General features: G+C 58.3%; 20 protein-coding genes. 9 read left to right on the top strand and 11 right to left on the bottom strand.

What is annotated here, in order from left to right; all coding sequences use genetic code 11:
• Positions 1-346 precede the first annotated feature (346 nt).
• Positions 347-847, bottom strand: coding sequence for a cupin domain-containing protein (locus CAF79_RS01625; RefSeq protein ID WP_256579210.1), 501 nt, complete (start codon positions 845-847; stop codon positions 347-349).
• Positions 848-1,135: 288 nt separating this feature from the next.
• Here CAF79_RS01625 and arcD point away from each other — a divergent pair, with 288 nt between their 5' ends.
• Complete coding sequence (arcD, locus tag CAF79_RS01620) at positions 1,136-2,629, top strand: arginine-ornithine antiporter (RefSeq protein ID WP_085696135.1); 1,494 nt, start codon at positions 1,136-1,138, stop codon at positions 2,627-2,629.
• A gap of 9 nt (positions 2,630-2,638) precedes the next feature.
• On the opposite strand, the gene CAF79_RS29375 is transcribed toward arcD, so the two are convergent.
• The gene (locus CAF79_RS29375) at positions 2,639-2,836 is read right to left on the bottom strand and encodes a hypothetical protein (protein ID WP_227235645.1); all 198 of its coding nucleotides are present in this window, start codon (positions 2,834-2,836) and stop codon (positions 2,639-2,641) included.
• On the opposite strand from CAF79_RS29375, the gene CAF79_RS01615 reads away from it, so the two are divergent.
• Positions 2,759-3,247: an Hsp20/alpha crystallin family protein gene (locus CAF79_RS01615; protein WP_256574627.1), complete on the top strand. Its 489-nt coding sequence runs from the start codon at positions 2,759-2,761 to the stop codon at positions 3,245-3,247. The genes CAF79_RS29375 and CAF79_RS01615 overlap by 78 nt on opposite strands.
• A gap of 55 nt (positions 3,248-3,302) precedes the next feature.
• On the opposite strand, the gene CAF79_RS01610 is transcribed toward CAF79_RS01615, so the two are convergent.
• Positions 3,303-3,668, bottom strand: coding sequence for an FtsX-like permease family protein (locus tag CAF79_RS01610; protein ID WP_256579209.1), 366 nt, complete (start codon positions 3,666-3,668; stop codon positions 3,303-3,305).
• A gap of 186 nt (positions 3,669-3,854) precedes the next feature.
• Here CAF79_RS01610 and CAF79_RS01605 point away from each other — a divergent pair, with 186 nt between their 5' ends.
• The 3 genes from CAF79_RS01605 (at position 3,855) to CAF79_RS01595 (ending at position 6,550) form a co-directional block, all read left to right on the top strand.
• Positions 3,855-4,085: a hypothetical protein gene (locus CAF79_RS01605; protein ID WP_085696133.1), complete on the top strand. Its 231-nt coding sequence runs from the start codon at positions 3,855-3,857 to the stop codon at positions 4,083-4,085.
• A 181-nt stretch (positions 4,086-4,266) separates the two neighbouring features.
• Positions 4,267-6,108, top strand: a complete 1,842-nt coding sequence (ftsH, locus tag CAF79_RS01600) for an ATP-dependent zinc metalloprotease FtsH (protein WP_085696132.1) — start codon at positions 4,267-4,269, stop codon at positions 6,106-6,108.
• A 16-nt stretch (positions 6,109-6,124) separates the two neighbouring features.
• Positions 6,125-6,550 (top strand): potassium channel family protein, encoded by a 426-nt coding sequence (locus CAF79_RS01595; protein WP_085696131.1) that lies wholly within the window; start codon positions 6,125-6,127, stop codon positions 6,548-6,550.
• 4 nt (positions 6,551-6,554) lie between these two features.
• Here CAF79_RS01595 and CAF79_RS01590 read toward each other — a convergent pair whose 3' ends face one another.
• Both CAF79_RS01590 and CAF79_RS01585 read right to left on the bottom strand, forming a co-directional pair.
• Positions 6,555-8,930: a phosphoketolase gene (locus tag CAF79_RS01590; protein WP_085696451.1), complete on the bottom strand. Its 2,376-nt coding sequence runs from the start codon at positions 8,928-8,930 to the stop codon at positions 6,555-6,557.
• A 74-nt stretch (positions 8,931-9,004) separates the two neighbouring features.
• Positions 9,005-9,490: a hypothetical protein gene (locus CAF79_RS01585; RefSeq protein ID WP_085696130.1), complete on the bottom strand. Its 486-nt coding sequence runs from the start codon at positions 9,488-9,490 to the stop codon at positions 9,005-9,007.
• Positions 9,491-9,847: 357 nt separating this feature from the next.
• Between CAF79_RS01585 and CAF79_RS01580 the strand changes: the two genes are divergently transcribed.
• On the top strand, positions 9,848-11,527 hold the full coding sequence (locus tag CAF79_RS01580; RefSeq protein WP_085696129.1) for an HAD-IIB family hydrolase: 1,680 nt from the start codon (positions 9,848-9,850) through the stop codon (positions 11,525-11,527).
• Positions 11,528-11,570: 43 nt separating this feature from the next.
• Here CAF79_RS01580 and CAF79_RS01575 read toward each other — a convergent pair whose 3' ends face one another.
• On the bottom strand, positions 11,571-13,853 hold the full coding sequence (locus CAF79_RS01575; protein ID WP_085696128.1) for a heavy metal translocating P-type ATPase: 2,283 nt from the start codon (positions 13,851-13,853) through the stop codon (positions 11,571-11,573).
• A gap of 170 nt (positions 13,854-14,023) precedes the next feature.
• On the opposite strand from CAF79_RS01575, the gene CAF79_RS01570 reads away from it, so the two are divergent.
• Positions 14,024-14,671: a BON domain-containing protein gene (locus tag CAF79_RS01570; protein ID WP_085696450.1), complete on the top strand. Its 648-nt coding sequence runs from the start codon at positions 14,024-14,026 to the stop codon at positions 14,669-14,671.
• A 43-nt stretch (positions 14,672-14,714) separates the two neighbouring features.
• On the opposite strand, the gene CAF79_RS29060 is transcribed toward CAF79_RS01570, so the two are convergent.
• Entirely contained in the window at positions 14,715-14,990 is a 276-nt protein-coding gene (locus CAF79_RS29060; protein WP_170929672.1) for a hypothetical protein, read from the bottom strand.
• Here CAF79_RS29060 and CAF79_RS01565 point away from each other — a divergent pair.
• Complete coding sequence (locus tag CAF79_RS01565) at positions 14,920-15,399, top strand: GNAT family N-acetyltransferase (protein WP_085696127.1); 480 nt, start codon at positions 14,920-14,922, stop codon at positions 15,397-15,399. The two genes, CAF79_RS29060 and CAF79_RS01565, sit on opposite strands and share 71 nt — an antisense overlap.
• Before the next feature lie 94 nt (positions 15,400-15,493).
• Positions 15,494-16,861 (top strand): erythromycin esterase family protein, encoded by a 1,368-nt coding sequence (locus tag CAF79_RS01560; RefSeq protein ID WP_085696126.1) that lies wholly within the window; start codon positions 15,494-15,496, stop codon positions 16,859-16,861.
• Between the two features lie 89 nt (positions 16,862-16,950).
• Here the strand turns inward: CAF79_RS01560 and CAF79_RS01555 are convergent, their stop codons facing one another.
• From CAF79_RS01555 to mgtA, 4 genes are all read right to left on the bottom strand, one after another.
• Entirely contained in the window at positions 16,951-17,604 is a 654-nt protein-coding gene (locus CAF79_RS01555; protein WP_085696125.1) for a dienelactone hydrolase family protein, read from the bottom strand.
• Positions 17,597-18,301: a phosphoribosyltransferase gene (locus CAF79_RS01550; RefSeq protein ID WP_085696124.1), complete on the bottom strand. Its 705-nt coding sequence runs from the start codon at positions 18,299-18,301 to the stop codon at positions 17,597-17,599. The genes CAF79_RS01555 and CAF79_RS01550 overlap by 8 nt, the downstream gene beginning before the upstream one ends.
• 56 nt (positions 18,302-18,357) lie before the next feature.
• Positions 18,358-19,248, bottom strand: coding sequence for a universal stress protein (locus tag CAF79_RS01545; protein ID WP_085696123.1), 891 nt, complete (start codon positions 19,246-19,248; stop codon positions 18,358-18,360).
• Between the two features lie 126 nt (positions 19,249-19,374).
• Positions 19,375-22,947 carry a magnesium-translocating P-type ATPase gene (gene mgtA, locus CAF79_RS01540; RefSeq protein WP_085696122.1) on the bottom strand — a complete coding sequence of 1,191 codons (3,573 nt, stop codon included), beginning with the start codon at positions 22,945-22,947 and terminating at the stop codon, positions 19,375-19,377.
• Positions 22,948-22,963: the final 16 nt, after the last annotated feature.

Below are 22,963 nucleotides of genomic sequence, written 5' to 3'. Positions count from 1 at the left end.
GGAGTATGCTAGGGAATCAGTTGGCTCTGACAGCTGGGATTTTCACGCCTAGATCGTCCAGCTTCAAAAAATGGGTCAGAGAAGCGCTGGGTTAGGCGATGGAGGGCAAAGCCTTGATTTTCCGATGGTCACGGTTTCCAGGTTTAGAAAATTTCCGTCCAGGGATTACGAAACGCTGACATTTCTACCGAGGCATCATAATGTATAGTTTAACATAATATACATTACACGTAACAAAATATTACAACGCTAGCCTGATTGCGCGCACCATTTCTATCTCCTGCGGCGCTCTCAAATGGCCTGATCCTTGATGCTCGCAGATTGCTCTATTTGAAATATGCTGCGCTCAATCCCCGTCACGCGTCAGTTTTTCAATCAGCGCTCGATGCTGTGGATACTGCGTTGTGAGTTTCTGCCGGTTCCCCATTTCCATATCGGCGAAATCAAATCCTGGTGAAACCGCTTCGCTGATCAACCCGAATCCATTCTCGCCATTCAGCAATCTGGATGCTTTCCAGATTCCGCCCGGTACGTGGAACTGCAGTTGCTGTCCAGCCAGGACGTCACTACCCATCACCAATGTCTGTAGTGAACCGTCTGCATGAATCAGGCTGTATTCGATGGCGTCGCCCAGATGGAAATAATGCAGGATGTCGGAATGATTGAAATGAAACTGGCCCACCGGCGATTCCTCGGTCAGCAAGTAGTAAATCGACGTCATCAGATACCGCGGACCGCCGATAGTTTCGAGCATGTCCCGGTGGTCGGCCTGATAGGTTCTGCGAAAAAAACCGCCTTCAACGTGCGGTTCCAGATCCAGAGCAGTGATCACGTCCTTGGCGGTCATATGACTTAGTTTCATAGGCTTTCCCAGTCATTTTCGATGTGCTTCGTGTATAGCTCAACTAAACATCTATTTACTTGAGCTAACTATAAGCGCTCCTCGAGCAGGAGGATTTGCTGTCACATCTGCCCTCCTTTGGCTCAAAGCTATGCGTCCGCAGCTTGTGAAACCGACGCCCTCAGCTTTTTCCCTGCAGTTGATTTTAATCAAACACACATGCGCGCTTCTCGACGAAATTAATCCTCGACGTTCGCGGTCAATGCCGACCATTCCGTCTCGTGGAGGTACGTCATGGCTACTCAACTACAAGACATCCAACCGGGCGCTACCCCCGCCCAACATCCCCCACTGGCCGGCAGCTTACCCAAAACCGAGCCCAAGCGACTCACTCTGAGCCTTCTGGTCGCTTTGGTGGTGGGATCGATGATCGGCAGCGGGATTTTCAGCCTTCCTCAAAACATGGCGGCGAGCGCCGGGGCCGGGGCGATCCTTATTGGCTGGCTGATCACCGGGGGAGGCATGCTATCGCTGGCACTGGTCTATCAGTCCCTGTCCAACCGCCAGCCGGCATTGGATAACGGTGTGTTTGCCTATGCTCGGGCACTCGGTGGTGACTTTCTCAGTTTCAACTCTGCCTGGGGCTACTGGATCAGTGCCTGGATCGGCAACGTCAGCTATCTGGTGATTCTGTTTGCCGCGCTCAGTTACTTCTTTCCAGCATTTGGTGAAGGCAATAACAAAGCAGCGATTGCCGGCGCGTCAGTAGTGCTCTGGTCCTTGCACTGGATGATCTTGCGGGGCATGCGTACGGCGGCTCGTGCCAATGCCTTGAGCACCGCGGCCAAGATTGTGCCGCTGTTGCTGTTCATCGGCTTCGTGATCGCGGCGTTCCGGCGCGACACGTTCGCCATGGACTTCTGGGGAACACCGGGGCTGGGCAGCACTCTCGACCAGGTCAAAAGCACAATGCTGGTGACGGTTTGGGTGTTTATCGGCATCGAAGGCGCCAATGTGTTTTCTGCCCGCGCGGCAGAGCGCGCCGATGTCGGACGCGCCACTGTCATCGGTTTTATCATCACCTTATTGTTGTTGATCGCGGTTTCCCTGCTGTCACTGGGCATACTCAAACAACCGGAACTGGCCGCCCTTAAAAATCCTTCGATGGCCGGCGTACTGCAGGCCGCCGTCGGACCATGGGGTGCCGTGCTGATCAGCATCGGTTTGATTGTTTCGGTCGGTGGCGCCCTACTCGCCTGGACACTGCTGGCGGCTGAATCGGTGTTCACACCGGCGAAAGAAAAGGTCATGCCACCGTCGCTTGGTAAGGAGTCCGCCCGGGGCGTGCCTGCCCACGCCTTGTGGCTGACCAACGGATGCATCCAGCTGTTTTTGCTGTTGACGCTTTACTCGAGCGCCAGTTACCTGGCACTGATTTCTCTTGCCACCTCGATGATCCTGCTGCCCTACCTGCTCAGCAGTCTGTATGCATTGAAAATGACCTGGCAGGGCGAAACCTACGCCGGTCATCGCGCCTTGCAAGTGCGAGACCTGGCCATCGCGCTGGTCGCCACGCTGTATTGCGTCTGGTTGCTGTACGCCGCAGGCCCCAAATACTTGCTGCTCAGCGCGTTGCTCTACGCCCCTGGCTCACTGATCTACCTGGGCACACTGAAAGCCCGTGAGGGTCAGCCTCTTGGCGGTCCCGAGACAGGTTTGCTGATCATCATCTGGATCGCAGCGGCCTATGCGGGCTGGATGCTGTGGTCCGGGACGTTGACGCTGTAAGGAGTTCTTTCAGTCTGCGCGGTTCGCCGACAGGACGTCCGACGCTGCGCCTTCAATCCGAGAGGAGTACCGAAAATGAGCAATTCCTTGAAAAAGATGCAGGAACATGCGGAAGCAAAATCCAGTCAGGTGCCCGTGACGACCGATATCTGGCGCCCACTCGAAAAGCTGCGGCAGCAGGTTGATCACCTGTTCGAGGATTTTCACCGTGGATCATTGATGTCACCCTTCAGCCGCGGGCTGTTTGATGTAGAACCGTTCTTCTCGCGTGACGTCTTCTCCCCCAGCATGCCGGCCGTGGATATCACCGAAAAGGATAAAAGCTTCGAAATCACGGCCGAACTGCCCGGCATGGACCAGAAGAACATCGAAATCAAACTGTCCAACGGCAGCCTGATCATCAAGGGCGAAAAGAAAGAGGACAAGGAAGAAAAACGCAAGGGCTATTACTTGAGCGAGCGTCACTATGGTTCCTTCGAGCGTGTGTTCAACCTGCCCAAAGGGGTCGACGCCGAGAAGATCGATGCGCACTTCAGCAAAGGCGTATTGAGCATCTCGCTGCCGAAAAAGCCCGAAGCGATGAAAGCGGACAAGGTCGTGCCGATCAAGGGCGAATGAATCCGCAGATGTATGCCCCTTGCCGGAAAACTGGCAAGGGGCTTTTTCTTGGGCCTCAGCCTCTGAAAATGTCGAACGGCTCGATCTTCAGCACCTTGCGAATGCCCAGGTAGCTGGAAAACCCGGCAATCAACAGCACCAGACCAAACGCCAGTCCCAGATTCCAGAAAGTGACGATCGCAGCGTAGTTGGGAAGATAGGTTCGTGCGATGACGATCATCAGAGTCACCAGTCCGATGCCCAGACCATAACCGGTCATCGCGGTGAACATGGCCATGAAGAAGATCATGTAGACCATCTCCCGGTTCTTGGCGCCGATGGCTTTCAAAGCGGCAAACTTATCCAGGTTTTCCAGAATGAAACTGTAGAACGTCTGACCGGAAATCGACAGGCCGACCAGAAAACTGATGACTGTCATCATCAGAATATTGGTCCCGACACCGGTCTGATAGATGTAGAAGTCGGCAATACGCCGGTTGAACTCATCCCTGGTCAGGGCGATAGCGAATATGGCATGAGCGTGCGCTGGTCCCGTGAGGAATAACCCGGACAGCGCAGTTGTTGTACATCCCCGACTCGACTACCTGTCTGCTCAAGGTCAGCGGCCATGCCCATCAATGAATCAACGAACCCTTATGTGGCCGACAGCGACGCCATCAAACACTGCAAGGCGCTGTTTCTTGAAGCTGATCGTCTCACCGATCAAGCCTACTCCGTTCTGGATGAACCCTTTTCCTCACAGACCATGCTCAAGTTCTCGATCGCCAAAAAATGTGCAGATGAGAAATACCGGCAGGCTTGGCAAGCATGGCTGCTCGCAAGAGGACACGCTCAATAGGCTGCTCGATCTGCACGAAGCCTGGCGGTCGCGGCATGGTCTTCAGCGGCGTTCAGTCGGGCGTCGAACGGACATTGTTGATATTCCTCAAGGATTTTTTGCCACTCAGGTGTAGAAAAAAACAAGGCGACCGTGCCCTGCTCTCTTGCATCGTGGCCACCGTCTTCGTTGAGACAAGACCATGAAAAACAACCACCAGTGGAACCTTTCGTACTTCCTGATCGCCTTCATTGTTCTGGCACTCGTGCAGTTTTGGTTTGCCGAACGTCATGCCGTGCAGAGCATTCCGTACAGCCAGTTCCTGCAACTGGTGAACGACCAGAAGGTCAACGATCTGCGGGTCGAGAAAGACCAGATCAGCGGCAAGTTACTGGAGCCCATCGACGGCCGCGAACTATTCACTACGTTCCGGGTGGATTCGACGCTGGCGGCGGACCTGGCGCATTCGGGGGTCAGATTCAGCGGCGCCAATGAAGACACCTTGCTCAGCGGGCTGTTGGGCTGGTTACTACCGTTGATCCTGATCACGGTGGTCTGGCACTTTGCGTTCCGCGGTTTCGCCGAAAAGCAGGGCCTGGGAGGGTTGATGAGTATCGGCAAGTCACGGGCAAAGGTGTTTGTCGAACGGGATACAGGCGTCACATTTGACAACGTTGCCGGGATCGATGAAGCCAAGCTCGAACTGATGGAAATTGTGTCGTTCTTGAAGGATAAGGCCCGCTATGCCCGTCTGGGCGCACACATACCCAAAGGGACGCTGCTGGTCGGCCCGCCCGGCACCGGAAAGACGCTGGTGGCCAAGGCCATCGCGGGTGAGGCCGGTGTGCCGTTTTTCTCGATCTCTGGTTCTGAGTTCGTCGAAATGTTCGTCGGGGTCGGTGCCGCCCGGGTCCACGATCTGTTCGAGCAGGCACGCCAGGCCGCGCCCTGCATTATCTTCATTGATGAGCTGGATGCACTGGGCAAAATGCGCGGAGTTGGCGCGTTCGGCGGCAATGACGAGAAGGAGCAGACCCTCAATCAACTGCTCTCGGAACTGGACGGCTTCGACCCTCGCGAAGGCGTGGTATTACTGGCTGCGACGAACCGACCTGAGATTCTCGATCCGGCGCTGTTACGCGCTGGAAGGATCGACCGCCAAGTGCTGATCGACCGACCGGACCGCAAAGGCCGACAAGCGATCCTTAAGGTACACCTGCAGAAAATCACCGTGTCACCGACTATCGATAGCGAAAGGATCGCTGACATCACTACAGGATTCACTGGCGCGGATCTGGCGAACCTGGTGAATGAGGCGGCAATTGTTGCGACCCGCCGCGGCGCGGACGTGGTGGAACTCGTCGACTTCACCGCCGCCGTGGAACGACTGGTTGCCGGCATCGAGCGCAAGAGCAGCATCTTGCGTCCCGAGGAACGCCAGATAGTGGCCTATCACGAGATGGGCCATGCGCTCGCCGCGAGTCACTTACCGGCCATGGATCCGGTGCACAAAGTCTCGATCGTTCCCCGGGCCATCGGCTCGCTGGGCTACACCTTGCAGCGACCGACCGAAGACCACTTTCTTATCAGTTGCCAGATGCTCAAGGACCGGATGGTCGTGCTGATGGCGGGACGCGCGGCGGAATTTCTGGTGATCGGGGAGATTTCCACCGGCGCTGCCGATGATCTGGCCCACGCCACGGACATCGCCCGTCAAATCGTCACGCGTTTTGGTATGAGTAGCGAACTCGGCCAAGCGGTTCTGGAGCGGCGCAATGCGACCTGGCTTGGCGAGCGAGTGCCCGAATCCGGCGAAAAGGACTATTCGGAGCAGACCGCGCGGGAAATCGACCTCGCTATTCGCGCACTGCTGGACGACGCGTGGCAACGAGCCAAAGCCCTGCTCGAGAGGTTGCGTCCCGAGCTGGAGGCCGGCGCCCGCCTCTTGCTGCAAAAGGAAACCCTGACTCCCGAGGAGTTCGCCGCGCTAAGGCCGCTTGAGCGCACTGCGCAACCTGCACGGACTGACGCGGCATCGTCCTGACAAGGGAGGCTGGCGAATGCTGGCAGTCACGCTGATCAACACGTTGGTGGTGATCGTCACCGTGGTGATTCACTACGAATGCCTGCTGCGTCTGAATGATTGGTTGCCGCGCCTGAAAATGTGGCGCCGCTTCAGAATTGTCGTTGGCGTGTTCGGCAGTCTGCTGGCCCATGCCATCGAAGTCTGGGCATTTGCGCTGGCTTATTACCTGATGGAGCATTCCGGCCAGTGGGGCTATCTGACAGGCAACTTCGACGGCACCTTCATGGACTGCGTGTACTTCTCCTTCACGACCTACACGACCATCGGTTTCGGTGATATTTCCCCGGTCGGCCACCTCAAGTACCTGACCGGCCTTGAAGCGCTGACCGGTCTGGTCCTCATTACGTGGACCGCTTCGTTTCTGTTTCTCGAAATGCAGAAGTACTGGAAGGGTAAGTAGCCGTTTACGGGACCGGTGGAGACGTCCATTGCCAGTTGCGCACCTCGGGCAGATCCTCGCCATGCTCGATGAGATGGAGCTTGTGCCGCTCCATTTGCGACCAGTAGCGCGTCCGCGCCTCATGCACCAAGTCCTGCAGCCGAGGTACGCGCTCGAACACATCGAGCATTAATCGATAGCGATCCAGACCATTGATTACAGCCATGTCGAACGGGGTGGTGGTCGCGCCCTCCTCCGTAAAGCCGCGGACATGGAAGTTGTCATGGTTAGCGCGCTTATAAAGCAACCGATGGATCAGCGCCGGGTACCCGTGGAAGGCAAAAATCACCGGTTTGTTGACGGTAAACAGCGCGTCGAACGCACTGTCCGACAAACCGTGGGGGTGCTGATACGACGGTTGAAGCACCATCAGGTCCACGACATTCACCACCCGCACTCGCAGGTCCGGTACGTAGTCGCGCAACAATGTCACGGCTGCGAGGGTTTCCAGGGTCGGTACGTCTCCGGCGCAGGCCATGACCACGTCCGGTGTCTCGTCATCGCGGCAGGCCCAGGCCCAGCGGCCGATGCCGGCCTGGCAATGGCGCTGCGCCGCGTCGATGTCCAGCCACTGCCATTCCGGTTGTTTGCCGGCCACGATGACGTTGATGTAATGGCGGCTGCGCAGGCAATGGTCGGCCACCGACAGCAGGCAATTGGCATCCGGCGGCAGGTAGATTCGCGCGATGTCGGACTTTTTGTTCGCCAGCAGATCGATGAACCCCGGGTCCTGATGCGAAAAGCCATTGTGGTCCTGGCGCCACACATGGGAGGTGAGCAAAAAATTGAGCGACGCCACCGGCTTGCGCCACGGTACTTCGGCAGCGGTCTTGAGCCACTTGGCGTGCTGGTTGACCATCGAATCGACGATATGGATGAACGCCTCATAGCAAGATAGCAAGCCGTGGCGGCCGGTCAGCAGATAACCTTCCAGCCAGCCCTCGCATACCTGCTCGCTGAGTATTTCCATCACCCGGCCATCAGCGCTCAGGTTGAGGTCGTCAGGATCCAGCGGGTCGAGCCAGGTTTTGCCGGTCACTTCATACACCGCATCAAGTCGGTTAGAGGCGGTTTCGTCGGGTCCGAACAGGCGAAAATTATGCGTCGCCAGGCTGTTTTTCATCACGTCACGCAAGTATTTCCCCAGCACACGCGTCGCTTCGGCACGCACGCTGCCGGGCGTTTCGACCGGCACGGCATAGTCGGCGAACCGCGGCAGATCCAGTGCCCGTAGCAACAGGCCGCCATTGGCGTGGGGATTGGCACTCATGCGCCGCTGCCCAGTGGGTGCCAGCGCTGCAATTTCCGGCACCAGAGTCCCTTGGGCGTCAAACAGTTCTTCGGGACGATAGCTTCTTAACCACTCTTCCAACTGTCGCAGGTGAACCGGCTGACTGAAGTCGGCCAGAGGGACCTGATGAGCTCGGCAGGTGCCTTCAACCCGGTGTCCATCGACAAACTGGGGCCCTGTCCAACCCTTGGGGGTGCGCAATACCAGCATTGGCCAGACGGGCCGCTGCGACACGGCGTGGGCCGGCCGTCGACGCGCCTCACGCTGGATCCGACGAATCTTCAACAGCATCGTATCCAGGGTTTGCGCCATGGCCTGGTGCACCTGCACCGAGTCAGTGCCTTCGACGAAATAGGGATCGTAGCCGTAGCCACGCATCAGTGCCGAAAGTTCATCCTCGGGGATTCGGGACAACACCGTGGGGTTGGCGATCTTGTAGCCATTGAGGTGCAGGATCGGCAGCACCGCCCCGTCACACACGGGATTGAGAAACTTGTTCGAATGCCAGCTGGCGGCCAGCGTACCGGTTTCAGCCTCGCCGTCGCCGATCACGCAAGCGACGATCAGATCCGGGTTGTCGAACGCAGCGCCATAGGCGTGTGCCAGGCTGTAACCCAGTTCGCCGCCTTCGTGGATGGAGCCGGGAATCTGCGCCGACACATGACTGGAGAGGCCATACGGCCAGGAAAACTGCCGAAACAGACTCAACAGGCCATTAGCGTTGCGCTCGACCGTTGGACAAATTTCGGTGTAAGTGCCTTCCAGATATGTTTGCGCAACGACCGCCGGCCCGCCATGGCCGGGGCCGGCAACAAACAGCATGTTCAGGTCATACGTGGTGATCAGCCGGTTGAGATGGGTGTAAATCAGGTTCAACCCCGGCGTCGTGCCCCAGTGCCCTAACAGGCGCGATTTGATATCACTACGACGTAGAGGCACCCTGAGCAAAGGGTTGTCTTTGAGGTAAATCTGCCCGACGGCCAGATAATTGGCCGCTCGCCAGTAAGCATCCAGACCTTCCAATTGCTCGGCACTGAGAAAATCGCTCATGAAATTGCCCGCCAGACCATTCAACGCCAGTTCCCAGATTCTGAAAGGCTGAAGCTCTCGGGACTTGATATAAATCAAGCGTCACCCTCGGCGAACACCCCCACAACGGGCAAGCGCCCGGTCCATTCAGCATCATGCTTCCACAGAGCATTGATGCAGGCTTCTGCATCTTGCTCTGTTACGGGCTCAAGTGACTGCGGAGCCAGTAAGTGGCTGTCGACCAAGGCAAGTCGCACAACTCCGTTTTTTTTGAGCAGCGCTTTTGCCTGACATTCGCACAAGGATCGCGATAGAACTTCGAGCGGAGGCTCTACTTCGGCCTGTTCGAACTCTACTTCAAAACGCGCGGTACAAACGTTCACCAGCTCCCTCAACGTATGGGCAGCAAAGTGATACGCAGTGAAGTATCCAACCGGCAACAGCAGCAAGATTATCAACAGGTGGGTTGCGTCACGTATCCAATGCCTTTTGCCCGGTCGGCGCAGATTTCCAGCTGTTGCTCCCCTGCTCCGCCGCCAGCCTTGCACCGCTTGACTCCCTATTGGTTTGTTGGTGTTCATGACCCGGCGCCAATCTCCGCATGTGACCAGAGCATGGAACCGTTCACCGGCTGCCCATTGATTTAGATCAACCTGGCTGCATGCAGCTTACTCATGTTCCGTAATCTGCAGGTTTAAGCACTTCGGGTTATTAATAACAAAAGAAACATGTGCTTTTGATCAATGAAAGTAACGCTGTTGAACAACTGTGGTTGCACGCGAATGGGGCCAGACGTCAATCAGCAAACGCTCGACTTAAAATTGATAAAAATCAATGTTGGCCCCAATAAGTTGCCTCTCAATACAGTCGAGGAGTCGGTCGATAGTCCGTTCCAGTTGTCTTCCTTTGCACTCAATTGAGTCTGATGGGGATCGAGCATGCACTTCCTTGCCTTGGCAGTAGACTACGACGGGACCATTGCCGAAAACGGTAGCGTTCCTGCTCAAGTCTGCGCATCGCTCAGCGAAGTGAAAAAAAGCGGTCGCAAGTTATTGCTGATTTCAGGCCGGGAATTGCAAGCGCTTAAACATCATTTTCCGCATCTGGATCTTTTTGACAGGGTGGTTGCCGAAAATGGCGCGCTCTTGTACGACCCGAGTACCGATACCGAGGAGCTTATTGCAGATCCCGCTTCAACCGAGCTGGTGGGTCACCTGCGCGCCAAAGGGGTGTCACCGTTGTCGATCGGACAGTCGGTCATCGCTACTTGGCAGCCATTCGAAAATGAGGTGATCAGTAGCATTCACGAGTTGGGGCTTGAACTGCAGATAACCTTCAACAAGGACGCCATCATGATCCTGCCGCCTGGCGTGAACAAAGCGTCCGGTCTTGTTGCAGCGTTACGAGATTTAGGCATATGCGAATTGAACGTGGTCGGAGTGGGCGATGCGGAAAACGACCATTCCTTTCTGTCGATCTGCGGCTGTGCCGCAGCGGTCAGCAATGCCATAGCCTCCATAAAATCCAGCGCTGACCTGTGCCTGACGCGTGACCATGGTCAAGGCGTGTGCGAGCTGGTCGAAATGCTGCTGGAAAAAGATGCCGCGCTGGTTGGCGTCGAACGCATCGGGGTTCAGTTGGGGCAGTCCACCGATGGGCACCCGTTATGGCTGCCTCCAGAATCGGTGATGTTGGTAATTGGCAATTCCGGGGCCGGAAAATCCAGTTACATCACCTGGCTGACGGAAAGAATGGTCCAGGCTCATCAGGGATTCTGCATCATCGATCCAGAGGGCGACTACCTCACGCTGGAAGACGCGGTGACCATCGGCGGCCTCACTGCGCCCCCGACGACAGAAGATGCCGTGCACTATCTTTTGCAGGCGCAGCTCAATGTGGTGGTCAATGCCCTTGCCCTGGATCTCTCGGCGCGCGTGCAGTTGTTTGGCGACCTGCTGCCTTTTCTTCAGCATTTGCGCAGCACTTCAGGTCGCCCCTACTGGTTGATCGTCGACGAAGCGCATTACATGCTTCCCCACTGTTCAAGTTGGCCGCCCGGCTTTCTCAAGGACATCGGCGCAATCATCGTAGCCCTCGACTTCGACCAGGTCTGCCCGGAGCTACTTGATGGGGTCGACGTGCTGGTAACGCTTGGCAGCATTGCTCGGGAACTGGTCGAGCAATTCGCCAAACGCATGCAGCGACCTTCCCCTCGGTTTCCCGAGCGGACGCCAGGTCTGGAGCATGCCTGTCTCTGGAGTTTGCACGGAGACGACGAGGTATACCTGATCGAACAGATGCAGCCGCATCAAAAGCACCATCGCCACAGCGGCAAGTACGTTGCGGGAGACGTCGGTGCATGGCGATCATTCTACTTTCCTGCGCTTGGCCGGAGTGCCGCCAACCTGACTGAGTTTTTATCCTGTTTAACGCAAATTGAAGAACCCGCCCTTCGCGAGCATCTCGATGCCGGGGATTTCTCCAATTGGTTTCGCAAAGTGATCCGGGACGATGTGCTTGCCAATAAGACCCGCCTTATCGAAATGGACAAAAGCATGGTCCCCAAAAAGGCGATGGATCAGATCAGGCGCATCGTCCAATCGCGCTATCACCTCTGAATCGGCCGGAGTCAGACGCTCAGCCGGTATGCACAACGTTCGTTCAGCGTGAGTCAAGGAAACGGAACAGCTCCTCCTCTTGGTCAAAGTGCAGGCGCGCCAGGGTATCGAGCCTGATCAATTGATGCTGAATTTCGTCGGCATCGGCCCCGGCCGGTTCGGCATTGAAATCACGACTCATGCGCGCCAGCAAATGGATCAGGCGGAAGATCTCTCGGTGGGCGTGACTCATGGCTGACATCGGGTCCTCGCCTGGCAACCGTTGCGTTAAAAGCGGGTAAAGCAGCTGTTCATCATCATGCTCGTGGTGCGCCAATGAGGTTTGTAACCTGTCGACCAGCTCCTGCAGTTCGGTTCGTGCCTGTACAACCGGGCGCCGGGCGAAGTCAGCGGCCAGGTGGTGCAGGTCACTCAGCACGCTGGACAGTTGCCGGTGTTCATCCTGCAGCCGATCAATATGCTCTGCAGTCAGCATGCCCTTTCGACGCCCCCACAGTGGCCCCAATGCCCGCAACGCATTGAGGATAATCAGCACATCAATGCCCTCCTGCACCACAGCGCCGATGAGTGGCGCAAGAAAGCCGAGCGCCGCCGCGACCATGGCCAGCAACGACAGGCCCATGCCGGCCAGCACACCGACGACAGCGATATGGCGGGTTCGCTGAGCGATGTCCAGGGCCTCGACCAGACGATCCAGGCGATCGACCAGCAGAACGACGCCCGCGGCTTGTGCCGAAGCGGTTGCACCGCTGGCCCCCATTGCCACACCAACGTTAGCCGCCGCCAATGCGGGCGCATCATTGATGCCGTCACCGACCATCAGCGTGGGGCTGCGCAAACAGCCCTCCTGCACAGCCCGCACCTTATCCTCGGGTGTCAAACCCGCGCGCAGCTCGTCGATTCCGGCAGACATTGCGATCATCTCGGCAGTTTCCGGGCGATCGCCGGTGAGCATGACGATTCTCTCGATCCCTTTGCAGCGTAACCGGCGCAGCGTTTGTGGAGTTTCGCGCCGAACAGTGTCAGCGAGGACCAAAAGGCCCGCCAGTTTTCCATCCACTTCGATAAAGCTTCCGCTACAGGCCAGATAATCCATGTGGCGAAGCATGGCGACAGCCCAATCGGTTTCGTAAGCATCCTGATGAGCAAAAGACAGTGTGCCCAATCGCACCTGCTTACCGTCGATGAGCCCGCAAAGCCCCTCGCCCGGACTCTCCTGCACCTCGGTTGGCAGGCTGAGGGACACCCTGCGCTGTTGCGCTGCCTCGACAATGGCCTGAGAGATGGGATGCGTCGAAGCCTGTGCGAGCGAGGCCGCCAGGCCAAGCAATTGCTGCGGATCGGCCAGTCCATTGACTTCGATCGACTGCAGGCGCGCGTGTCCACTGGTCAGCGTGCCGGTTTTGTCGAAAAACACTTGTTTGATCCCGGCCAGCGCTTCCAGGGTGGCGCCATCCTTGATCAATATTCCGCGCCGCGCGGCTCGGGATATACCCGACATGATCGAAATGGGCACTGCCAGAATCAGAGGACAAGGCGTGGCCACCACCAGCACCGCCAACGCTCGCAAGGGGTCGCCGCTCAGATGCCACGCCAGCGCCGCCACCAACAAAGTCAACGGGATAAAAAACAGTGCATAGCGGTCAGCCAGGCGCACAAAAGGCGCGCGTGAACGGCGCGCCGCTTCGGCCAGCCGCACGATGGCAGCGTAGGTGCTTTGCGCAACCGTTCGCGTAGCGACCAGCAGAATGGGGGCGCCAACGTTGGAGACTCCGCTGGGCAACTGCTCACCTTCTCTTCGGGTCACGGGCAAGGATTCACCGCTGAGTGCCGACTCGTCCAGAATCGCTGTCGGGCTGAGCAAGCGACCATCGACCGGTACAACCTCTCCTAGCCGTACCAGCAATGTCTGATCTGGATGAATCTGTTCAACGGGAATCTGGCGTAAGCCCCCCTTCTCCTGCAACCAGGCAAAACGCGGTGCCCGATCGATAAGCGCACGCAGTTCACGCTCGGCTCGTTGACGGGTAAAGAATTCCAGCGTGCGACCGGTCGCCAGCATCAGAGCGATCACTGCTGCGACCAAAGCCTGCTCGAAAAACAGGGCGGCGCTGATCGACAACAGTGCGATCAAATCCACTCCTGCCTCACGTCGGGCCAATCGCCCGGCAATCTCGACGAGCAGAACCAATGCCATCGTCAGGCTGCCTGCGGCCCAGCAATACGATGCCCAATCATTCTCTTGCGCACGATGTGCAACGACACCAGCCAGCAACGCCAGCGTTGTAAGCAGCAAAAGCATGGGGTCCAGCCATTTACTGAACATTGCTCTTCACGCCTCTGAACCGAATGTAGCCCCGCCTGTTACCGGAGCTCTGCACCCGGGAGTTGTGGTCTTTTTGATTTAGCTCAAAGTCTTTCTATCGCTCCAGCGTAGAAAAAAGACATGGGCTTTGCCGGCCCATGCATTTCAGTCACCTGGAAGAGGACAAGATCATGAGCGACATCACCCTGCGCAATACCATTTTGGATGAGCTTGACTTTCAACCCGACATCGATGCCGCCCACATTGGCGTCAGCGTGGAAAATGGCATCGTCACACTGTCCGGCCACGTGAAAAGCTACGCTCAAAAAATCAGCGCCGAGCGCGCGGTCAAGGCGATCAAAGGAGTACGTGCCGTGGCTGAAGAAATACAGGTTCGCCTGGATAAGGGTGCAGGTACGGACGATGACACCATCGCAAACCGTGCCGTCAATATCATCTCGTGGCGTTCCGACACACCCGCCGGCGACATCAAGGTCGTCGTGCAAAAAGGCTGGGTAACCCTGGAAGGCCAGGTGGACTGGCAGTATCAGAAAGAAGTCGCTGAAAGTGCGGTGCGCAAATTGTCAGGCGTTGTCGGGGTGGATAACAGAATCACCCTGCGCCCGAGAGTGAAGGTCGTCGATATCCAACAAAGTATCGAAGAAGCCCTCAAGCGCAATGCCGAAGTTGATGCCAAGGGCATACGGATCAAGGTCGATGGCAGTGTTGTAAAACTCGAAGGCAAAGTGCATTTCTGGCGTGAGCGTGAAATCGCCGAACGAGCAGCGTGGTCGGTGCCGGGCGTCAGCAAAGTGGAAGACCAGCTATTGATAGCCTGAATCACGGCCCCGGAAATTCCCTGAATATCCGGGGCTGTCCATGCTACGCCGCCTCCATCGGGGAATCGTGTGTGATCACGACATGCTGATGCTGCCGGGCAACATGAATGAGGAAATTGGCATCTACGTGGACCTGTTTTTTTAAGTCCATATGCAGATCAAGTCCGGTGACGGCCAACAGCGCAAGAAAGAACTTGAGCGTTTGGGATTTCTTCGCGTCAAGTGACCGCCCGATGGAGGGCTGAACGGTGAACGCCCCTGAAAATTCCTGGATTGATATTCTCAGCAACGGCCGCCCGGTGTTGATCAGATATGTCACGCAAGCAGATCAAGTTCGTGAATACGCTCTGGTCCGGCATTCGGCGCCTGAGTCCCGGCATGCGCTGTTACTCAGGCAGCAGCACGCTCCCCACCAGACCCAAGCCTGTATCGCGCTGGCCCACGAGAATGGCCGCTTGATCGAAATCGGCGCCAGTCGCTATGCCGCGACGGGCAAATACCAGTGCGAATGCGCCGTGACCATCGCATCTGGCTGGAAACGCCTCGGTCTGGGAACGTTATTGCTGGAGTACTTGATCGACGCTGCCCGCGCCAATGGCGTCCACCACTTGTACTCGGTCAGCACCTCCAGCAACGCGCCCTTTCGTGAGTTGGCCAGATGTCTGGGTTTTGAAACCCACGACGATCCTTTCGACCCCCATAAGGTCATTCATCGCCTGTACCTGTAACGCCTATGCAAAGTTTCAAGCCGACGCATCAACTTCTGGTATGACCCGAGCGCCTTGCCGCCACAAGTTGCTCGCCATTCGGAGGACGACACTCATGAACTCTCATACGCACACATTGCTGGACAAATTAATCGGCCAGCGACACTTCCATGACACATCGCACATACCGCCAGTGTTGCGTCAATACGCCGAGCCGCTACCAGACCTGGACTCCCCCGCTTTCGGGGACCTGTTTGATCGCTACGCTGACGCGAGGGTGGTGATGATTGGCGAAGCAAGCCATGGGACCGCCGATTTCTATCGAGCCCGGGCAGTCATCACCCAAAGCCTGATCGAGCGACACGGTTTTAATATCGTCGCAGTGGAAGCCGACTGGCCGGACGCCGGCCACGTAGATCAGTATGTCCGAGGTCTGGCGCACACGGCGTGGACGCGCCACATTTTCAGCCGTTTCCCCACCTGGATGTGGCGAAACGGCGAAGTAAAAGCCTTCGCCCACTGGCTGCATCAATTCAACCATCGGCAGAGCCCTCAACATCGCGTCGAGTTTCGCGGCCTGGATGTCTACAGCTTGCGCAACTCCATCCATGAGGTACTGAGTTATCTGGATCGGATTGACCCGAAATTGGCCCAAGAAGCGCGTCGGCGCTATGGGTGTCTGACCCCATGGCAGGATGATCCTTCTTTGTACGGTCATTTCGTCGAGCGTGGCGGCGTGATGCCCTGTGAGCAACCGGTGATCGAGCAGCTCAGTGCCATGCTGGCTGACCAACTGACGGGGCTTATCCAAAACAACGAAGCATTCTTCAATGCGACGCAGAATGCCCGCGTAGTGATAGCGGCCGAGCAATATTACCGCGCGATCTATCGGGGTTCGGCAGCCTCCTGGAACCTGCGAGACCGACACATGTTCGATACGTTGCGCGCGGTACTGGAACATCGGGGGCCGCAGGCCAAGGCTGTGGTCTGGGCCCACAACTCCCATATCGGCAATGCCGCCGCCACGGAAATGGGCTGGAAGGGGCAGTTCAATATCGGCCAACTGTGCCGCAATGCCTTTGGACGTGATGTGGTCCTGATTGGTATGGCCACCGACCGTGGTCAGGTCGCAGCGGCCGATGACTGGGACGGCGAGATGTTGATCAAGGACATTCGCCCTTCTCGACCAGACAGCTGGGAACATCAATTTCTCAAGGCCGGGGTTGCAGCATCATTGACGGACTGGCGTGCTCCGCAGCAAAAGGAGCTTCGCAGTGCTCTGTCCGCGGTCTTGCTGGGACGCGCCATCGGGGTGATTTACCGTCCCCAGACTGAACGCTTCAGTCACTACTTCGAGTCGATGCTGGCGGAGCAATTCGATGCCATGATCTGGTTCGAGCAAACCAGGCCGGTCACCGCGCTGCCGCTGCCGAAAAACCAGCGACTGGAAGCAGAAGATGAAACCTATCCGTTTGGCGTGTGATGAACCTGAAACGATGTCCAGCGTTATGGTTGACGACTATCGCGAGCAATTGAGTGTTGGCAATCTGCTGCGACAGTAAGAACGACCCACTACGTCGTCCGCAGGTGCTGCTCAAACCAGTCGCCGGCGAGCCTGGCGACTTCTTCCAGCGTGCCAGGCTCTTCAAAAAGATGCGTGGCACCCTCCACGACTTCCAGCCGTTGCTCACACCGCAGGATTTGTGAGCTCCGGCGATTCAAGGCCAGTGTCATTGGGTCTTGTGCGCCAACAATCTGCAACGTTGGCGCCTTCACTCGGGCCAGGGCCGGCCCGGCCAGATCGGTTCGCCCACCCCGGCTGACCACTGCCCCTACCACCGACGCCCGCTCGGCGGCAGCCACCATTGCTGCCGCCGCACCGGTACTGGCGCCGAACAGACCCATGAGCAAAGAACACAACTCACGGTCCCGCCCGACCCAATCGATCACATCGATCAACCGTCTAGCCAGCAGGGAAATATCGAAGCGCAGGACCCCGCTAAGATTATCCAGGCGCTGCTCCGGTTCCGTCAGCAAGTCGAACAGCAGCGAGGCCAAGCCCCGAAGGGCTAATACATCGGCCACGTATTGATTGCGCGGGCTCAATCGACCACTCCCGCTGCCGTGTACGAAGATGACCAGGGCGCGCGCGTTCTCCGGCAAACGCAAATCGGCGGACAATTCAACGCCAGGCAGATCCAGGCATCTAAATTCAGCTTCAGGCATCGCGATGTTCCGTGCAGGAGACGCTCGGCAATTTTCGCTCCCAAGCGCGTTGCAAGAGATCGATGACTTCTTCGTCCGAGGTCTGGGGAAAATCCAGATACCAGTAGCCGATCGACATCATCCAGTCAGGAATGAGCGGACAGATCACTTCGTCCACTTGCATCGATAAATCCTCGACTGTTTCCCGAGGAGCAACCGGTACCGCAACGATGACGCGCTCCGGCGCCTGCATCTTTACCGCCTGGATCGCAGCCATCATCGAAGAACCTGTGGCAAGACCGTCGTCGATCAGGATGACCACCTGGCCCCTTACTTTCGGTGGCGGGCGGGTTCCCCGATACGCTTTTTCACGTCGCGACAGCTCCTGCGCTTCCCGGGCGACCACCGCCTCGAAACCGGCTCGATCGATCGGGTGCGCCCGCAGCGCATCCTCGTTGAGGATTTGTACACCGCCACTGGCTATGGCGCCCATGGCGTATTCGGGGTGCGAAGGGACGCCGAGCTTGCGTACCAGCATCAGGTCCAGCCGCACACGCAGGGCGGTGGCGACTTCATAGGCCACCGGGACACCGCCACGGGGCAAGGCCAGGATGATTACCTCAGGCCTGTCAGCGTATTTGAGCAAGGGTTCGACCAAGCGCCGACCGGCTTCGGCGCGGTTAGGCAAGGTCGTTTGCAGTGAGGGACTGTGGATCACGTTAACCTCCTGGGAAGTTGAAGAAGGAAGTTGAACAATGGCGATTCATGACCGCGCTAAACGGCCAGGATGCTGCACGTCACCTGGTACAGGACATGTTCGGTGGTGCTGCCCAACAGTTTGTCCATGCCGTGACGCTCGACTCTGCCCATCACAATCACGTCCATCTCTCGCTCATCGGCGAACGCTTGCAGCACGGCTACGGGATGCCCCTCGATGAAATGCCGCCGGTCAGCCGGCACGCCATACCGACCAGCCAGGTCGAGGAAGGATTTTTCATGGCCTTGGCGCAACTGACTGAAGAGATCCGGGAGGGTCAGGCCCCCGCCGCCCATATCACCCAGGAACAGCGCAGATGCGTCGCAGGCATACACCAGGTGCAACTCGGCCTGACACTGGATAGCCAGGCTGGACGCCTGCTGGATGATCCGCTCATTGAGCCCGTCCTCCTGTTCCAGGGTGTCGGCCACATCGACCGCTGCCACTACCTTGCGCGGCAAAGGATGATCACCTTCGCCAGGCAGGTACACCGGTACCGGACAATGACGCAACAGACGCCAGTCCAGTGGGGTAAAGAAACCGCGCTTGAGCGCGGGCTCGCGTTGCACCTGCTTGATCAACAGGTCGGGCTGCATTTCCGCGACATAATCGAGAATGTCTTGCTGCAGGTCATCGGCCCATTTCGCCTCCGCCGTCACCTCAAGCCCCCTGCTGCGCAGGTGACCGGTGTGGTATTCGAGCCAGTTGCGCTGGTCTTGCAGGTACTCTTCGCGTGCTTTTTCCCGATCGCCTTCTTCGAGTAGCGACAAGAGCTTCCAGGTTGGGATCAAGGCGGCGACGTGCAGGCTGGCACCACTGGCCTTGGCCAGCGCGGCGGCATGGTCCAGGGCTTTGGACTGGCGCAGGGCCGGGTTGATGATCAGCAATAATCGTTGATACTGGCTCATGATCGGACTCCACGAAACTTGCTTGTCGCTGCCCGCCACCCTGAACGAACCGCTTGCTGTCCGGTGACCAGGCACCTGTATGGATTTCAGAATCCACCGTGAAGGCGGCCTTGACGTTGATTTATGTCAAGTGCCTGTACGAGCAGGCGACTTGTGGTCAAGCGCACGCTTCGCGCCTTCGGCACACACCGTGTACAGCAGACTGATCGCCAGCACCGATGCCAGGATCGGTAACGGCAAAGGCGCCAATCCCAGCGAAGCGGCGATTGAGCTGTACGGCAGCCCGATCGCCAGCAGCCCGACCGCCAGGGCACTGACCATCAGTAGCGTTGCCGGGCGACTGCGATAGAACGGTTTGTAGGTACGCACAATGAAAATCGTCAGCAGCTGGGTCAGCAGCGACTCCACGAACCAGCCGCTGCGAAAAACCTCGGGCACCATCTGCGACAGCAGGTACAAAGCCACGAACGTCACGATGTCGAACAACGAGCTCACCAGCCCGAAGACCACCATGAAATTGCGGATCTGAATGATGTCCCAGCGATGCGGGGTACTTTGCCATTCCCGGTCAACGTTATCGCTGGCGATACCCATGGAGGGAATGTCCGACAGGAAGTTGTTAAGCAGGATCTGCTTGGCGAGCAGCGGCAGAAAGGGCAGCGCCAGCGACGCGAGGGCCATGCTGATCATGTTGCCGAAGTTGGCGCTGGAAACGATGGAAATGTACTTCAAGGTGTTGGCAAACGTGTGCCGCCCCTCTTCGATACCCTCGCGCAGCACGTCCAGGTCGTGCTCCAGCAGCACAAAGTCGGCGGCCTGCTTGGCCACGTCGGCAGCGTTGTCCACGGAGATCCCGATGTCCGCCACTTGCAGCGCCGGGGCATCGTTGATTCCGTCCCCCATGTACCCCACCACATGACCGGTCTTCTGCAGGGCGCGGATGATGCGCTCCTTCTGATTGGGGTCGACTTCGGCGAACAGGGTCGTGCGCGCCGCCAGGTGCATCAGCGCCTCGTCCTTCATTACTGCCAGCTCGGCGCCGGTAATGATGCGCTCCACAGGCAGGCCGACTGCCGTGCCGACATGCCGCACCACCAGGTGATTGTCGCCGCTGATGATTTTCACCTGCACTCCGAGCCTGTCGAGGGTGGCGATGGTTTGCGTGACTCCCGGTTCCGGCGGATCAAAAAACAACAGGAAACCGCGAAAGCTCATGTCTCGCTCATCCTCGCGGCCATAATGCATCTGCTCCGGCAGCTCACGCGTGGCAAGTCCCAGGACGCGGTAGCCCTGCTCGCTCCACTCGCCGAAGCGTTGCGCGATCAATGCCCGTTCAGCGGTGTCCAGTGCCACGCTCTGGCCCCCATGCCGCACCTGCGTACAGACCTGCAACACGTTGTCCAACGCTCCCTTGGTAATCATCAAGCGGGGAGCCGGCGGCTTCTGGCTGACCACCACACTCAGGCGCTTGCGCACGAAGTCATAAGGGATTTCATCGATTTTCCGCACCCCGTCGTCCGTCCCCAGGTCTTTGCCCGCGAGGGTGATGGCATCGTCCATGGCGTTGCGCATGCCGGTCTGCAGGCTCGCGTTGAGCACTGCCAGTTGCAGAACGCTCGGTGCTGCGATGCCTTCGACATCCATCGCTGCGTCCAGAACCACAACCCCGCGGGTCAGGGTTCCAGTCTTGTCGGTACACAGAATGTCGATGGTCCCGAGATTTTCAATGGCATTGAGGTGACGCACGATCACCCCCTTGCCGGCCATGCGCTGCGCACCTTTGGCCAGGGTGATACTGAGGATCGCCGGCAACAGTTCCGGCGACAGTCCGATGGACAGGGCAATCGCAAACATGAGCGTGTCGAGGGGGGGACGATGCAGCAGGATGTTGATGCCGAACACGACGATGGTGATCACCAGCATTACGCGCAGCAGCAGGCCGCCAAAGTGCCGCAGGCCTCGCTCGAACTCCGTTTCCGGAGGGCGTAGCGCAAGAGTTCTGGCGATATGACCGATTTCACTGTCCTGGCCGTAGCGGGTCACCAGAACTTCGGCCGAACCGCTGCGCACCGACGTGCCCATGAACACACAATTGTGACGCTGCGCGAGGGTGGCTTCCGGGGCGCAATCCCCCGGTGTTTTCTCCACCGGGTAGGTTTCGCCGGTCAGCAGGCCCTCGCCGATGAAACAATCGAGTGCCTGCAGGATACGACCGTCGGCAGCGATCAGGCTGCCGGCGGTGAGCACCAGAATGTCCCCGGGCACCACATCGCTGGCGGCAACATCCAGCAAGTGGCCCTCTCGCCGCACGGTCGCTCGCAAGGCAATCTTGCTGCGCAACTGCTCAACCGCACGGCTGGCACGATTCTCGTACCAGGCACTGAGCACCGCGCTGATCAGCACAATGCAACCGACGATTGCCGCATCCAGCCAGTCCCCCACCCACACGGCAATACCGGCGCCGGCGATCAGAATCAATACCAACGGCGTACGCATCTGCTCCAGCACCAGCCTGCCCAGTCCCTTGGGTCGATCCTTGATTGGGGTGGGGGCTCGACGCCGTCGTGCCCTGGCTTGAGCGTGACTCAATCCCGCTGGCCCACTGTGCAAGCTAATGAACAATTGACTGACCGCCGGACTCCAGTAATCCGGGTTTGCCGCAAGGCCGTGCCCGTGAGCGGAGGAATGCCATTCCCGGTGCGCCAGCCAAAGGCCGGGAAGCATCGGCAACCAGAACGTCAGGCCGCGAAACAGCAAGGTTGCGGAAAGCGCCACCGCCACGTCGATACCGGCCCAGTGCATGGTGACGACGGCAGCCGCCTCGAACGCCCCAAGACCACCCGGCACAATGCCAATACTGCGCAAGACGCTGGCGAGCATGAACCCGGCAAACAGGCCCAAGGGCGGCGCCGAAACACCTAGCGAGCGCACCAGCACCCACAGGGTTGCACTGTCCAGAAGGATGATTGCCAGTTCCAGCAAGGTGATGCGCAACAGCAGAAGGCGGCTGCGCACCAGACGCCGGTCCGCGCCGGTCAGCAAGGCAAGGCTTCTGGCAACGATCGCCAACCGTTGGCCCGGCACATGGGTCATCAGTCGTGCATTGCCCGCCAGCCCCGGAGTGACAAGCGCCAGCAGCAGGCTGAATGCGACGAAGATCACGCAGGTGGTCAGCACGGCGGTGGTACCGTGCCCCTGAACAATGATGACCGGCAACGCCAGGCCCACCGACAAGGCATAGGCCAGAAAATACCCCGACAGGTCCAGTACCAGACACGCCAGCACCACCGGCCTGACAAAGCCCAGACGAACAAACGAGGCCACGACAGCGAACGCCCCGCTGATCCCGGAGGATGGCAGCGCCTGGTCGACAAACAGCTTCATCACGCTGAGCTTGCCCGCGACCCACAGGGACAGGTCCTGGCCCCCGGCCTTGAGCACTACGCGAAAGACCTGGCCCTGGGCGACGTATGTCAGGGCCTGCAGAACGAAAGCAACGATGAGCCATTGCGGCTGCGCCTGCGTCAGCAAGCGGCTGAAGGATTCGACATCGGTAAAATGCAGAGCAACCCCTACCACCGTCGCAAACATCGCGGCGCCCAGCAGCCAGGTCAGCCACAGGGCCGACCGGCTGTAATGCCGGCCACGTTCCAGTGCTGGCTGTCGGTCGATCTCTGAAACGGGTGGTTTTAACGACATGCGGTGCCCCTGCGCA

Origin of the sequence: Pseudomonas sp. B26(2017) (assembly GCF_002113045.1) — a bacterium.
Classification (GTDB): Bacteria; Pseudomonadota; Gammaproteobacteria; order Pseudomonadales; family Pseudomonadaceae; genus Aquipseudomonas.
This window is presented reverse-complemented; position numbering and strand designations above follow the sequence as displayed.